At 59.9% G+C, this 12,949-nt stretch carries 11 protein-coding genes; 10 read left to right on the top strand and 1 reads right to left on the bottom strand.

Features of this window, described 5'->3' with window-relative positions; all coding sequences use genetic code 11:
• Positions 1–55 precede the first annotated feature (55 nt).
• Positions 56–469, bottom strand: a complete 414-nt coding sequence (locus A9D14_RS18895) for a MerR family transcriptional regulator (protein ID WP_050600446.1) — start codon at positions 467–469, stop codon at positions 56–58.
• A gap of 86 nt (positions 470–555) precedes the next feature.
• On the opposite strand from A9D14_RS18895, the gene A9D14_RS18890 reads away from it, so the two are divergent.
• The 10 genes from A9D14_RS18890 to A9D14_RS18845 all read left to right on the top strand — a co-directional run bounded on the left by A9D14_RS18890 (position 556) and on the right by A9D14_RS18845 (position 12,925).
• Positions 556–1,218: a cation efflux transmembrane domain-containing protein gene (locus tag A9D14_RS18890; protein WP_063506155.1), complete on the top strand. Its 663-nt coding sequence runs from the start codon at positions 556–558 to the stop codon at positions 1,216–1,218.
• Positions 1,215–3,155: a cytochrome c/FTR1 family iron permease gene (locus A9D14_RS18885; RefSeq protein ID WP_063506154.1), complete on the top strand. Its 1,941-nt coding sequence runs from the start codon at positions 1,215–1,217 to the stop codon at positions 3,153–3,155. The genes A9D14_RS18890 and A9D14_RS18885 overlap by 4 nt, the downstream gene beginning before the upstream one ends.
• Positions 3,156–3,181: 26 nt before the next feature.
• Positions 3,182–4,771 (top strand): multicopper oxidase family protein, encoded by a 1,590-nt coding sequence (locus A9D14_RS18880; protein ID WP_063506153.1) that lies wholly within the window; start codon positions 3,182–3,184, stop codon positions 4,769–4,771.
• 67 nt (positions 4,772–4,838) lie between these two features.
• Positions 4,839–6,479 carry an acetolactate synthase large subunit gene (locus A9D14_RS18875; protein ID WP_066850911.1) on the top strand — a complete coding sequence of 547 codons (1,641 nt, stop codon included), beginning with the start codon at positions 4,839–4,841 and terminating at the stop codon, positions 6,477–6,479.
• A complete protein-coding gene (locus A9D14_RS18870; protein ID WP_066850910.1) occupies positions 6,476–7,870 on the top strand; it encodes an aldehyde dehydrogenase family protein in 1,395 nt (464 codons plus the stop codon). Before A9D14_RS18875 ends, A9D14_RS18870 begins: the two co-directional genes overlap by 4 nt.
• Entirely contained in the window at positions 7,867–8,346 is a 480-nt protein-coding gene (gene lspA / locus A9D14_RS18865; RefSeq protein WP_063506150.1) for a signal peptidase II, read from the top strand. Before A9D14_RS18870 ends, lspA begins: the two co-directional genes overlap by 4 nt.
• 193 nt (positions 8,347–8,539) lie before the next feature.
• On the top strand, positions 8,540–9,175 hold the full coding sequence (locus A9D14_RS18860) for a peroxiredoxin (protein ID WP_063506149.1): 636 nt from the start codon (positions 8,540–8,542) through the stop codon (positions 9,173–9,175).
• Between the two features lie 242 nt (positions 9,176–9,417).
• The gene (locus A9D14_RS18855) at positions 9,418–10,581 is read left to right on the top strand and encodes a cytochrome P450 (RefSeq protein WP_232469158.1); all 1,164 of its coding nucleotides are present in this window, start codon (positions 9,418–9,420) and stop codon (positions 10,579–10,581) included.
• 107 nt (positions 10,582–10,688) lie between these two features.
• Positions 10,689–11,381, top strand: coding sequence for an AraC family transcriptional regulator (locus A9D14_RS18850; RefSeq protein WP_087910622.1), 693 nt, complete (start codon positions 10,689–10,691; stop codon positions 11,379–11,381).
• Between the two features lie 434 nt (positions 11,382–11,815).
• On the top strand, positions 11,816–12,925 hold the full coding sequence (locus A9D14_RS18845) for an IS110 family RNA-guided transposase (protein ID WP_066850731.1): 1,110 nt from the start codon (positions 11,816–11,818) through the stop codon (positions 12,923–12,925).
• Positions 12,926–12,949 lie beyond the last annotated feature (24 nt).

Raw genomic sequence — 12,949 nt, 5'->3', positions numbered from 1 at the left:
AGCACTTTTTTTGCTGTCTGGGTTCGGTGTCCATAGTCCCATTATAGCTTTCGCGTCAGCGACCCGCGGAAGAGGCGGCTGGGTTTCGAGAAAGCGTTTCGATGATTTTGCATTCGGAAACCTCGCCGCCCGTGCAGGCCGCGACCACACTTCTCAGTTCGGAACGAAGCGCTTGTAGCCGACTGATGCGCTCGTCCACGGCTCGAAGGTGCCGCAAAGCGATGTCACCCGCCTCGTCACAGCTCTGATCCGGTCTCGCCTTCACGCTTAAAAGCGAGCGTGTTTCATCGATCGAAAACCCCAATTTTCGAGCATGCCGAATAAAGGAAAGGCGCTCGACGTCCTGCTCTTTGTAGGTTCGCTGCCCCGCTGCCGTACGCGCGGCTTCGGGCATCAGTCCGATATCCTCATAAAACCTTATCGTATTGACCTTGGTGCCCGTCGCCTTCGAAAGACCTCCGATAAGCATGAACTCACTCCTCCAGCTCCGAAACCGCGAACCATTCGCAATTTTGGCTTGCTCCTACAGTTGCTAGAGGTGTTACCTAATGCCTCATGTCGAATAACGAAACATCGGATTGCGGCTGCACAGGCGATACGCAAAGAGCAGGCGCAGACCCCGCCTATCGCCGCGCCCTTTGGATCGTCGTATTGCTCAATCTGGGCTTTGGCGTTTTCGAGGCCTTCGGCGGGTTTCTGGCGGACAGCCAAGCGCTCAAGGCCGACGCTCTCGACTTCATCGGCGATGGATCGATCACGCTCATCGGCATCCTTGCTCTTGCGTGGACTGCCCGCACGCGCGCCCGGGTCGCGCTGGCACAGGGGCTGTTTCTGGGCGTACTAGGCCTCGGAGTGATCGGTCTGGCGGTCTGGCGATCGCTTAACGCGGTCGCGCCGGAAGCCGGCTTGATGGGCGGGATCGCCGTCGCAGCCTTGATAGTCAACATCGCGGCGGCGCTTGTGCTGATGCGGTTTCGCGAAGGCGACGCACATGTATCCGCGATCTGGCTGTTCAGCCGCAATGACGCGATCGCCAATGTCGGAGTGATCATCGCTGCTGCCCTGGTCGCCTGGACCGGGCAAGCCTGGCCCGATCTGCTGGTCGCAGCGGTGATCGCACTGATCTTCCTGCATTCGGCCTATCTTATTGTCCGGCGTGCCACCGAGGAACTTCGCGCGCAGCATGTTTCGGCTCTCGGAAAGGCCGCCTCCAAATGACGCTACGTGCTTTTGCGGTCCAATTGATCGCTTTCCTGTCGATCGCAGTCGCAATGCCCGCTTCTGCAGGCACGCATGACGCGGTTCAGACGACCTGGCGCCTGCTCGATTACATCGCCGTGGATTACACCGAAGCCGTTAGCGGCGGTGAAGTCACGAACGAGCTGGAGTATGCCGAAATGCAGGAATTTTCTGCCTCGGTAGCCGAACGCATGGCTGCCCTGCCCGCAAACGCGCACCGTGCCCAGCTGGTTGCGGAGGCAGAGGCTCTCGTCGAGTCAATCTCGACGAAGGTGGAGCCTGCTGTCGTCGCACGAGACGCGCGCAGATTGGCAAGCGAGCTGATCGCGGCGTTTCCCGTTCCGCTTGCTCCCGAGGCGGCACCCGACCTCGCGCGAGGTGCCGCGCTGTACGCCCAGAACTGCGCAAGCTGTCATGGCGTGAGCGGAGGAGGCGACGGCCCCGCGGCAGAGGGACTCGATCCCCCGCCAATCGCGTTCGACGACGTCGTCCGTGCCCGCGAGCGAAGCGCTTTCGCGCTCTACCAGGTCATTGGACAGGGTCTGGAGGGAACGGCCATGCCGGGCTTTTCCGATCTCGGGGCGGAAGATCGCTGGAGCCTGGCCTACTATTCAGGGTCGATCGCATTTGAGGATGTGGAGCGCGGCAGACGGATCTGGAACGACGATCCGGAAATCCGGGCGCGTATTCCTGACCTCGCCGCTCTATCCGGCCTTACGCCGGCAACCCTTGGCGAGGCGATCAGCACCGAGCGTGCCGATGCCGTTATGGCCTATTTGCGGGCTCATCCCGAAGCCATGGCGAGCGATACGACCGGCTCACTCGCTTTGGCACGCAAACGCTTGCAGCAAAGTCTTGCCGCTTACGAAGCGGGTAATGAGGCCGAAGCGCGCGAACTCGCACTCTCGGCCTATCTGGATGGCTTCGAACCATTGGAAGCCGTTTTAAGCACGCGCGATGCAGACCTGCTCGCATCTGTCGAAACCGGCATGGCGGAGCTTCGAGCGGCAATAGGTCGCGGGGATCCGCTGGCCGCCGTCGCCCAAAGGGTGAATGCGCTCGACGTTCTTTTCTACCGCGCCGAGACGGTCCTCGCCCCGGACAATGCCAGTGAGGCGTCGGCATTCGCAGGAGCCTTTGCGATCCTGTTGCGCGAAGGGCTCGAGGCATTGCTGATCGTGATCGCGATGATCGCGTTCCTGCGCAAGGCCGAGAGAACGGAAGTTCTGCCCTTCGTCCATGGCGGATGGCTGTCGGCCCTTGTCGCCGGTGGCCTGACTTGGGTGGCAGCGACTTACCTGATCGGCATAAGTGGAGCAGGCCGTGAACTCGTAGAGGGGTTCGGATCGCTTTTTGCCGCGCTCGTCCTGCTGTCGGTCGGTATTTGGATGCACGGCAAGTCGCAGGCCGGCGAATGGCAACGCTATATCCAGAAAACCATGCAGCACGCTCTCTCGCGCAGGTCCGCATGGTTTCTGTTCGGGCTGGCGTTTCTGGTGGTTTATCGGGAGGTCTTTGAAACGATTCTCTTCTTCGCGGCGCTCTGGACTCAGGGGCATGCCGACGCAATTCTCGGCGGCGCCGCCTCCGCAGTCGTGTTGCTCGGACTAATCGCCTGGGCGATGCTGCGCTACAGCCGCCGACTGCCGATCGGAACCTTCTTCGCGTACAGCTCGATCCTGATCGGCATTCTTGCCGTCGTTCTGGCCGGGAAGGGCATTTCGGGCCTCCAGGAAGCCGGTCTGCTGGGCATCACCCCGCTTCCGGACCTGCCCCGCGTTCCGATTCTGGGCATTGCACCAGCACTCGAGCCGGTGGCAGCGCAAATCCTCACACTCGCCCTGATCACGCTGGGTTATTGGCGCAACAGAACGAAAGGCCTGCAAGTGCGGACGCCGCAAGCCGAATCCGGCTAGCGGCGCTCCGGTCGCAGGAAAGCGATATGATCGACAGACGTTCCATTCTTGGCGGTGCGATGCTTGGCGCAGGTGCATTGGGGATAGCCGCATATGCCGGGCGCGACCTATTGATAGGCAAGAAAGCAACGCTTGCTTCGGGAACGGCACGCTCGCAACTTCTCATTCCTCCTCTTTATTCAGGCGAACGAGAAGGCGGCGAGAGGGTTTTCGATCTCAATCTGCGCCACGGCGTCTCGCAATTTTTTGACGGGATCGAAACGCCAACCATCGGCATCAACCAGCCCTATCTCGGCCCCACGCTTGAACTGAACGCGGGCGATACGGTGCGGATGAATGTCACGAGCGATCTATCCGAAACGGCGACCGTCCACTGGCACGGCTTTCATCTGCCTGCGCGCGCCGATGGCGGACCGCATCAACCGATCGAGCCAGGAGGCAGCTGGACCGCGCGTTTCGATGTCCGCCAGCGCGCATCGATGTTCTGGTATCATTCGCATGCGCACCGTCGCTCTGGGCCACAGGTCTATCAGGGTCTGGCCGGAATGATCTACGTCCGCGACAGCGCGAGCGAGGCGCTCGACCTTCCAAACGACTATGGCATCGATGATATACCGCTGGTCGTTCAGGACCGCGCTTTCGCGAGCGATGGAAGCCTCATTTACTCCACACGTATGCACAATGTCATGATGGGGATGATGGGTGATACGATGCTGGTCAATGGCATCGTCGAACCCGTCTTTGAAGCAAAGTCTGATCGCCTTCGGCTGCGTCTGGTCAATGGCTCGAACGCACGCTTTTACCGTTTCGGGTTCGACGATGGCCGCAGCTTCCATCAGATCGGAACCGACGGCGGTTTGCTCGCCGCGCCGCTGCCAACCGACAATGTTGTTCTCGCCCCGGGCGAACGCGCGCAGGTAATCGTCGATGTCAGCGACGGAAGGCCGGTTTCGCTGCTTGCGGACGGGCTCGAAATCATGGGCATGGGAAATAGGGGCCGGGGAATGAGAGGGCCCGGACCCACGCGCGATTCCGACCGGCCGGTGGACAATTGGATGATGGGCGAACGGGAGCGTCGCGATGGGATGATGGGCGGTATGATGGATGAAAGGCGTCGCTTTACCGTGCTGGACATCCGGCCGGCCGCAAGCCGCAGGCGGGCGATCGCTATGCCGCGCCAGCTCGCTACCTTGCCTCAGATCGATCCAGGCGACGCGGTCCGGACGCGCCGTTTCGTTCTCGATATGGGCATGGGAATGCGCATGATGCGTGGAGGCGGTTTTACCATCAACGGCAAATCGATGGACATGCAGCGTATCGACGAGACAGTGCGGGTCAATACCACCGAAATCTGGCAGGTCGAGAATGCCTCGATGATGGCGCATCCGTTCCACATTCATGATGTGCAGTTCCGTATCCTCGACCGGAACGGCCGGGCACCTGAGGCGGCGGAACAGGGGTTAAAGGACACGGTCGTCGTCTATCCGGGCGAGACCGTGCGGCTCCTTTTGCGGTTCGAGGACTACACCGACCCGGATTTGCCTTACATGTACCACTGCCACATCCTCGAGCACGAAGATGCCGGCATGATGGGGCAATTCACCGTCACAGCCTGAATCAGTAGCCGAGCAGAAGACCTGCCACCGACAGCCTCCAGGCCCTCACCAATGCGAGAACCATTCCATGAAAGCATCCGATCTTCTTGTCGCCGCGTTGGAAGCCGAAGGCGTCGAGTATATCTTCGCGGTTCCGGGCGAAGAAAACCTCGATCTTCTGGAGTCACTGCGGACCTCGTCGATCCGTCTGATCGTTACCCGGCACGAGCAAGGGGCAGGGTTCATGGCGGCAACCTATGGACGTCTTACCGGTAAAGCCGGCGTATGCCTTGCCACGCTGGGACCAGGGGCGACAAACCTCACGACGCCCGCAGCTTATGCCGCTCTGGGCGCTTTCCCTCTGGTCATGATAACCGGCCAAAAACCCATCAAGGTCTCGAAGCAGGCGCAGTTCCAGATCGTCGATGTTGTCTCGCTTTTCACTCCCTTGTGCAAGATGGCGAAGCAGATCGTGAATGGGGAGCGCATTCCTTCGCTCGTGCGCGAAGGTTTCAGGAGAGCTCAGGAAGAGCGACCCGGTGCAGTTCTGCTGGAACTGCCTGAAGATATTGCCGAGGAAGAAACCTCCGAACCGGTCGTTGCGCCCCACCCCCGCCAATATGCGGTGGCCGGAGATGCCGCGCTAGACGAAGCTGCCGAGCGAATTCTCGCCGCCGATCGCCCGCTGCTTTTGGTTGGTGCCGGGGCCAACCGACGTAGCGCCTGCAAGGCGCTCCGAAAGTTCGTCGACGATACCCAATTTCCGTTTTTTAATACGCAGATGGGCAAGGGAGTGCTCGATGAGGCAAGCCCCCTGTATCTGGGAACGGCGGCTCTATCGTCGGATGACTATGTTCATTGTGCCATCGATCGCGCAGACCTGATCGTCAATATCGGCCATGACGTGGTCGAGAAACCGCCCTTTTACATGGAGCCTGACGGACGCACCGTTATCCATATAAATTACAAGGCCGCAGAGGTCGACCAGGTCTATTTTCCGCAGCTGGAAGTCATTGGCGATATTGCCGGATCTGTCGAGCGACTGGGAAACCGGCTACGCGGAAAACACCCTAGTGACCCGGCAGCCTACGCCAATGTCCACGAAAATATCGCCGCGCACATCCGCCAAGGCAGCGACGATGGCCGCTTTCCGATGGTGCCCCAGCGCATCGTTGCAGATGTGCGGACGGTCATGGGCCGGGATGATATCGTCGCGCTCGACAATGGTATCTACAAGATCTGGTTCGCCCGCAACTATATCGCGCATGAGCCCAACACCATTCTGCTCGACAACGCGTTGGCGACGATGGGAGCGGGTCTCCCCTCGGCGATGATGGCAGCGATGCTGTCGCCCGAGCGCCGCGTGCTCGCCGTATGCGGCGATGGCGGGTTCATGATGAATTCGCAGGAGGTGGAAACCGCGGTCAGGCTCGGCCTCAACCTTGTCGTACTCATTCTCAATGATTCCGCTTACGGTATGATCCGATGGAAGCAGGAAGAACTTGGCTTTCCCGAATACGGTCTGAGCTTCGCCAACCCCGACTTCGTTGCCTATGCGAAGAGTTATGGTGCGACGGGCCACCGGATCGAGAGCAGCGAAGCACTGGTACCGACGTTGAATGAAGCGTTCGAAAGCGGCGGCGTTCACCTCATCGACTTACCGGTGGATTATTCCGAGAACCGCAAGGTTCTGATCGATGAACTGAAGGCGATGGAGTGTCCCCAATGACGTGGCAGGTCCTCAATCCCTACGACCAGGAATGCATTGGCAGCGTGGAGCTGGTCGACTGGCCACAAATCGATCGTTGGCTCGACGAGGCGCGCGCGCTGCACGAAGACCGGCAAGCGCGGCTCCCCGCCCATGAACGCATCGCCATCCTGCAGCGCGCCAGCGTGCTGATGCGCGAGCGCGCGGAGACGCTGGCAATGCAGATTGCGCGCGAGGGCGGCAAACCCATCATCGACGCGCGCGTGGAAACCAGTCGCGCCATTCAGAGCGTCGAACTGTGCATACACGAATTATTCGCCAGCGGCGGGCGCGAAATCCCGATGGACCTGACGCAGGCGGGGGCAGGACGCAAAGCCTATACTTTCCGTGAGCCGATCGGACCGGTCGTGGCGATCTCCGCTTTCAATCATCCTCTGAACCTGATCGCCCATCAGGTGGGACCGGCGGTTGCAACCGGATGCCCTGTACTGGTGAAACCGGCCAAGGACACGCCCCTCTCCTGCAAGAGTTTCGTCGAAATCCTTTATGAAGCCGGACTCAATGAAGATTGGTGCCGTTTCGTGCCGTGCTCGGACGAGGTCGCCGAAAAAATGGTCACCGATCCACGAACTGCGTTCTTCTCCTTCATCGGTTCGGCCAGAGTTGGCTGGATGCTCCGCTCCAAACTGGCCCCTGGCACCCGCTTGGCGCTGGAACATGGGGGCGCGGCCCCGGTCATCGTCGATGACAGCGTTGCGCACGCCAAGGTAATTCCTCCGCTCCTGAAAGGGGGCTTTTATCATTCTGGTCAGGTCTGCGTCTCGGTGCAGCGCGTGTTCGTTCCGCGCGCCGAATTGCCGGACTTCGCTGCCGAGCTCGCTGCGGGAGCAGAAGCGCTGACGGTGGGCGATCCGACCAATGCGGAAACCCAATGCGGTCCGCTCATTCGTCCTGCCGAAGTCGACCGCGTCGAATCCTGGGTCGATGCAGCCGTTCAGGGCGGCGGCAGGCTCGCCGCAGGGGGTAAGCGCACGGGTTCTACCCTTTACCAGCCCACGGTCCTTGTCGATCCGCCCGACGACGCCGATGTATCGCGGAAGGAAGTGTTCGGCCCTGTGGTCTGCATTTACGGATACGACGACGTCGATGCTGCGATCACGCAGGCGAACGCGCTTCCCTACGCCTTCCAGGCGGCTGTGTTTACCGACCGAATGTCCTGGGCCGATTACTGCGTCGAAGCGCTGGCCGCGTCAGCCGTAATGGTCAACGATCATACCGCATTTCGCGTCGACTGGATGCCGTTCGCAGGACGCCGTCAGTCGGGTCTCGGAACAGGCGGTATCGGTTACACGATGGCCGATATGAGCGAAGAAAAGATGGTGGTCGTGAATGCACCATCCAGCGTCCGATGACCTTGAGCGCGGCGAAACGGCTTGCGCCCGTTTTGATTCTGGTTAGCTTCGGCCTCGACCAATTGTCGAAAACCTGGGCGCATTCTTTGGTTGGTTCGGGTAACGTGATCGCAGTGTTCCCGGGCTTCAATCTAGTCGCCATCGCCAATAGCGGCGTGGCTTTCGGACTGGCCGGTGGAGCAGCCCCCGTGATCCTTATCGCGATCGGCGTTCTGCTTTCGGGCATGCTCGGGATTTGGCTGATGAGAACCCGATCCCCCATCCATGCGCTCGGCTTGAGCTTGGCGATTGGCGGAGCGCTCGGCAACGTTGCAGACAGGCTGATGTTTGGCGCCGTCAGGGACTTTATCGATTTGTACTGGGACAATTTTCATTGGCCATCATTCAATCTGGCCGACGTCGCGATCGTAGCGGGACTGGGGCTTTTGATCCTGGTGGGCGAAGACCAGCCTGAAACCAGCGCGAATACGAGCTGATTAAGACCGGACGCAATGAGAAAAGACGAACGCTTCCGCATAGCGCGGAAGGTCGCCACACCAGCACGCTGGCGATGCCGTCTATCGCGTCTGAACGCCGCTTGGTCGCGATCTCGGTTGCACCTACAGCAACTGTAGCACCCATCTGTACGTGTAGCTGCGTTGCTTTAGCGCTCACCACAGGAGATTTTCAATGACACTTCAACTTGGCGACACCGCACCCGATTTCGAGGCCGACACAACCGATGGCACGCTCAAATTCCATGAATGGATGGGTGACGACTGGGCGGTGCTGTTCTCGCACCCTGCGGATTTCACTCCTGTTTGCACGACGGAACTTGGTGAGGTTGCCCGCCTCAAGCCTGAATTCGACAAACGCGGCGTCAAAGTGATCGGTCTCAGCGTCGATCCGCTCGAAGATCATCGAGCTTGGGCGGGCGACATTGCCGAAACCCAGGGTCATGCTCTCAACTTTCCGCTGGTCGCGGACCCGGATCGTGAAATCGCTGATCTCTATGGAATGATCCATCCGCAGGCTGATGATTCATTCACCGTCCGCTCGGTGTTCATCATCGGTCCCGATAAGAAAGTGAAACTTACGCTCACTTATCCCGCGAGCACGGGACGAAATTTCGAAGAGATCTTGCGGATTATCGATTCGCTGCAACTGACGGCGGACCACAGCGTGGCCACACCTGTGAACTGGCAGCAGGGCGAGGACGTCATCATCGTGCCTTCGCTCAGCGATGAAGAAGCGCGTGAGAAATTCCCCAAAGGCTGGGAGACGGTAAAACCTTATCTGCGCGTCACACCGCAGCCGCAGGATTGATCGCAGCATAAGGGGCAATGCGAGACTTATCGGCGGGAGCATAATCAAAAGCGCGCCGGTTGGTTTTGCCGTGCCTGGCTCGGCACCGATATGCCAAATCGAGAGGACGGTATTGGTCTATGAAACGTTCCATAAAACAGAGCGAAGAACTCATACCGCGAGGGCCCTTCGACAGCACACTCCATTTCCTGAGGCGGCCCTATGACTTCGTAAACACGGTCTGCTCGCGAACCGGTGGCAATATGTTCGAAACCCGCCTGTTGCTCCGGCGGACTGTGTGCCTGCGCGGCGAAGCTGCGGCCGAGATGTTCTACGATAAAGCGCGAATGTCGCGCGACGGCGCGATGCCGGAACCGGTTCGGGCGACTTTGACTGGCAAGGGCGGAGTCCAGGGTCTGGATGGCGAGCGGCATCTGCGGCGCAAGGAAATGTTCGTGTCGTTGCTGACGCAAGAGCGTGTCGAGGCTCTGGGAGAGAAATTCGAGAAAATGTGGTTGGCCCAGCTCCCGGCATGGACCCGGGAATCGCAGGTAATCTTCTACGAAGCGCTGCATCCCATATTGGCCGAAGCAGTGTGCGACTGGGCCGGTGTGCCACTACCGGCTGAAGAGCGCATCAAGCGAACTCGCGACCTTGTTCTACTCTTCGACCGCGCGGCCGCGCTCGGCTTGGGCCATTTTCGGGCCCGGCGCGCTCGCAGCCGTTCCGAAGCGTGGCTTGCTCGCGTCATCAAGGATGCGCGTGACCGCCGTCTGGTCCCACCCGCTGAATCGGCGCTGGCTGTGATTGCTGCGCACCGGGATGAGGATGGTGCGCTGCTAAGTCCCAGGATCGCTGCCGTCGAACTGCTGAACGTTCTGCGCCCAACCGTCGCTACGTCTGTCTATATCACTCTCCTGGCGCATGCTCTCCATTCATTTCCCGATGTGGCTCCGACCCCTGCATCCGATCGCTCTGAGTTAGGCCGTTTCGTGCAGGAAGTGCGCCGGTTCTATCCGTTCTTCCCTGCGGTCGCTGCCAGGAGCCGAAAGGACTTTCGCTGGCGAAATGTCCGTTTTCCCGCCGGCCGACGTTTCCTGCTCGACTTACACGCAACCAACACTGATCCTCATCTCTGGAACGAGCCGGAAATCGTCAATCCGGATCGCTTTCGCAAGGAAGACTTTTCCGCGTTCGCATTAATCCCTCAGGGCGGCGGCGATGTCTCGAAAAATCATCGCTGCCCCGGTGAGACAGTCGTGCTCGAAGTGATGGAGCGCTCGTTGCGAATGCTTCTTTGCGAAATGGAATATCGGCTTCCCGCGCAGAATCTGCGCATCGATCGTTCCCGGATGCCGGCGCTGCCAGTCAGCAAGATCATTCTCGCGGATATCCGGCGCAGTGAGCGGTCTTTGAAAGAGACTTGAGGAGAGTCGGGAACGCGTTGAGATCTCTCAGAAAGGAACGTCCGATTGCACAGCAGCTAAGACGAAATCGCTCTTTGAGAAGCACCGACGCTCCATGGGAGGGCAGCATGATGCTCGGATTTGGATGGGCACTTCTCGACGCCCAAACAGGAGAGAACCGGCCGCACAGTCATCTGGCACACCAGATCAGTCTTTCGCTGGGCGACTCTTGCAGCATTACCGCTGACCGAGATCTTCGCTTGTCGCCCGGTGAAGCCGTTCTCATCCCTGCCACCACGGTTCACCGCTTGACGCCATCCGGTGCCATCCTGCCAAATCTGTATGTCGATCCGTTTTTCATGGGAACCCGTGACCTCAATAAGAGTGTTGGACTGGAACGGCTTTCGACCGCTGAAGCGAATGCATTGGCTCTGGTTCGATCCGGGAACGACGCACGCAAATGGATAGAGGGTTTTTTGAACCGAAAGAGATCGAGGCGAATCGACCCGCGCCTCCGCTCTGCGCTGCAACGGATCGGACCCGGGGCAACCCCTTCGGAATTGGCCAAAGCCGTTGGCGTTTCCACCACGCGGATGCGGGAGATTGCGGTTCGGGATTTTGGAGTGCCGACAACCAAGCTCCTGCAATGGTTACAGGTTCAGCGTGCCATCGAGAGCTTCGACCAATCTCATAGTGTCGCTGCCGCAGCGGCCGCGGGTGGGTTTTCCGATCAAGCGCACTTTACCCGTCGTTTGGTCGAATGGTTCGGCGTGACGCCATCACTGGGTCTTGCAAAAATCGCGATTACCATCGTGCGTTAAAACACCACCGAAACGTTCAAGACCGGTGGGCGACGGGAGCGTAAATGGATCCATCGTTTGATGGAGGCTCCAGTGGTCGTTTTTCGTTATCTCTATGCCCCACTCTATTTTTTTGGTTTTGTCGGGGGCGCTACGGCGATCGTGTCCTCGGATAGTTCGCCGGCCTGGCTGTTAGTTCTGGTCATCGCTGCGATCGGGACCTCACTTGCCGCCGAGCATATCGCGCCTTTCGAAAATCAGTGGAATTCGAGCCATGGGGATGGCGGGCGGGACGTTTTGCATGCCCTTGTAAACGAAGGGTCTCTTGTGGCTATGGTGCTGCTTCTTCGTAAGACCGTATGTCCGTCTCGGTGTTTGAGTTGGCTCGCCCTACACTGTACTTCCGAGGGTTGCTCGGGGTGGCCGAGCCGATCCTCATCACAGGAGGACGAGCCATGGATCAGCATACAGATGTTTTCGTCGGGATCGACGTGGCAAAGTCGCGCAACGCTATTGCGATTGCCGACAGCGAGCGTGGCGGTGAGGTCAGGTATTTCGGTGAAGTGGACGCCGCGCCCGATGCGATGCGGCGGGCGGTGCAGCGGATTACCGCGAAGCACGGGCGAGCGCATTTCTGCTATGAGGCCGGACCCACCGGTTACGGCCTCTTCCGTCTCATCACCGGCATGGGGCATTCTTGCGACGTCGTTGCACCCTCGTTGATCCCAAGGAGACCTGGCGACCGGGTAAAGACCAACCGGCGCGATGCGGTAGGGCTGGCCAAGCTTTTGCGGGCCGGAGAGCTGACGCCGGTCTGGGTTCCTGACGAGGGGCATGAAGCGATGCGCGACCTTGTCCGCGCGCGATCGGCCGCGGTCCAAGCGCAACGCGTTCATCGCCAACAGGTCAGCGCCTTCATGCTGAAGCATGGCCGGATCTATCCGCGCAAGAAGAGCTGGTCGATGCGGTATCTGCGGTGGCTTCAGGAACAGCGCTTTGAACATCCTGCCCACCAGATTGCGTTGCAGGAACTCGTCGATGCTGTGCGGATATCGAAGGAGCGGATCGACCGCATTGAGGCTGCGATCGTTGAGTTCCTGCCAAGCTGGTCATTGGCGCCCGTCGTCCGGGCTCTTCAAGCATTACGCGGTGTCGATCTGATCGTCGCAGTGACGTTCGCCACCGAAGTTGGTGACGTGCGACGCTTCGACAGCCCTGGGCAGCTCATGGGATATCTCGGCCTGGTGCCAAGCGAACGGTCCACCGGCGACACGATCCGGCGCGGCGGCATTACCAAGGCTGGCAACAGCCGCGTTCGACATATGCTGGTCGAGAGCGCGTGGACCTACCGTCACCCGCCTCGAGTGGGTGCAAAGAAGCTATATCTCCTCGAACAGACCACACCGAAGGTCCGCGAGATCGCGTGGAAGGCGCAGAGCCGCCTGACCGGGCGGTATCGCGCGCTCAGCGCGAACGGCAAGAAGACGACCGTGGTATGCACGGCGGTCGCCCGCGAACTGGCTGGCTTCATGTGGGCAGTGGCTCGGGAGGTGCAAACAGCCTGAGGCTGCTCAAGACTCCCGCGCACA

Source organism: Croceicoccus marinus (assembly GCF_001661675.2).
In the GTDB taxonomy this organism is placed as follows: Bacteria; Pseudomonadota; Alphaproteobacteria; order Sphingomonadales; family Sphingomonadaceae; genus Croceicoccus; species Croceicoccus marinus.
This window is presented reverse-complemented; position numbering and strand designations above follow the sequence as displayed.

What these genes read in the sequence shown, in the direction of transcription:
- A9D14_RS18895 (WP_050600446.1), bottom strand. Translation starts at nt 469, where the DNA reads ATGCTTATCGGAGGTCTTTCGAAGGCGACGGGCACCAAGGTCAATACG.
- A9D14_RS18890 (WP_063506155.1), top strand. Translation starts at nt 556, where the DNA reads ATGTCGAATAACGAAACATCGGATTGCGGCTGCACAGGCGATACGCAA.
- A9D14_RS18885 (WP_063506154.1), top strand. Translation starts at nt 1,215, where the DNA reads ATGACGCTACGTGCTTTTGCGGTCCAATTGATCGCTTTCCTGTCGATC.
- A9D14_RS18880 (WP_063506153.1), top strand. Translation starts at nt 3,182, where the DNA reads ATGATCGACAGACGTTCCATTCTTGGCGGTGCGATGCTTGGCGCAGGT.
- A9D14_RS18875 (WP_066850911.1), top strand. Translation starts at nt 4,839, where the DNA reads ATGAAAGCATCCGATCTTCTTGTCGCCGCGTTGGAAGCCGAAGGCGTC.
- A9D14_RS18870 (WP_066850910.1), top strand. Translation starts at nt 6,476, where the DNA reads ATGACGTGGCAGGTCCTCAATCCCTACGACCAGGAATGCATTGGCAGC.
- lspA (WP_063506150.1), top strand. Translation starts at nt 7,867, where the DNA reads ATGACCTTGAGCGCGGCGAAACGGCTTGCGCCCGTTTTGATTCTGGTT.
- A9D14_RS18860 (WP_063506149.1), top strand. Translation starts at nt 8,540, where the DNA reads ATGACACTTCAACTTGGCGACACCGCACCCGATTTCGAGGCCGACACA.
- A9D14_RS18855 (WP_232469158.1), top strand. Translation starts at nt 9,418, where the DNA reads ATGTTCGAAACCCGCCTGTTGCTCCGGCGGACTGTGTGCCTGCGCGGC.
- A9D14_RS18850 (WP_087910622.1), top strand. Translation starts at nt 10,689, where the DNA reads ATGATGCTCGGATTTGGATGGGCACTTCTCGACGCCCAAACAGGAGAG.
- A9D14_RS18845 (WP_066850731.1), top strand. Translation starts at nt 11,816, where the DNA reads ATGGATCAGCATACAGATGTTTTCGTCGGGATCGACGTGGCAAAGTCG.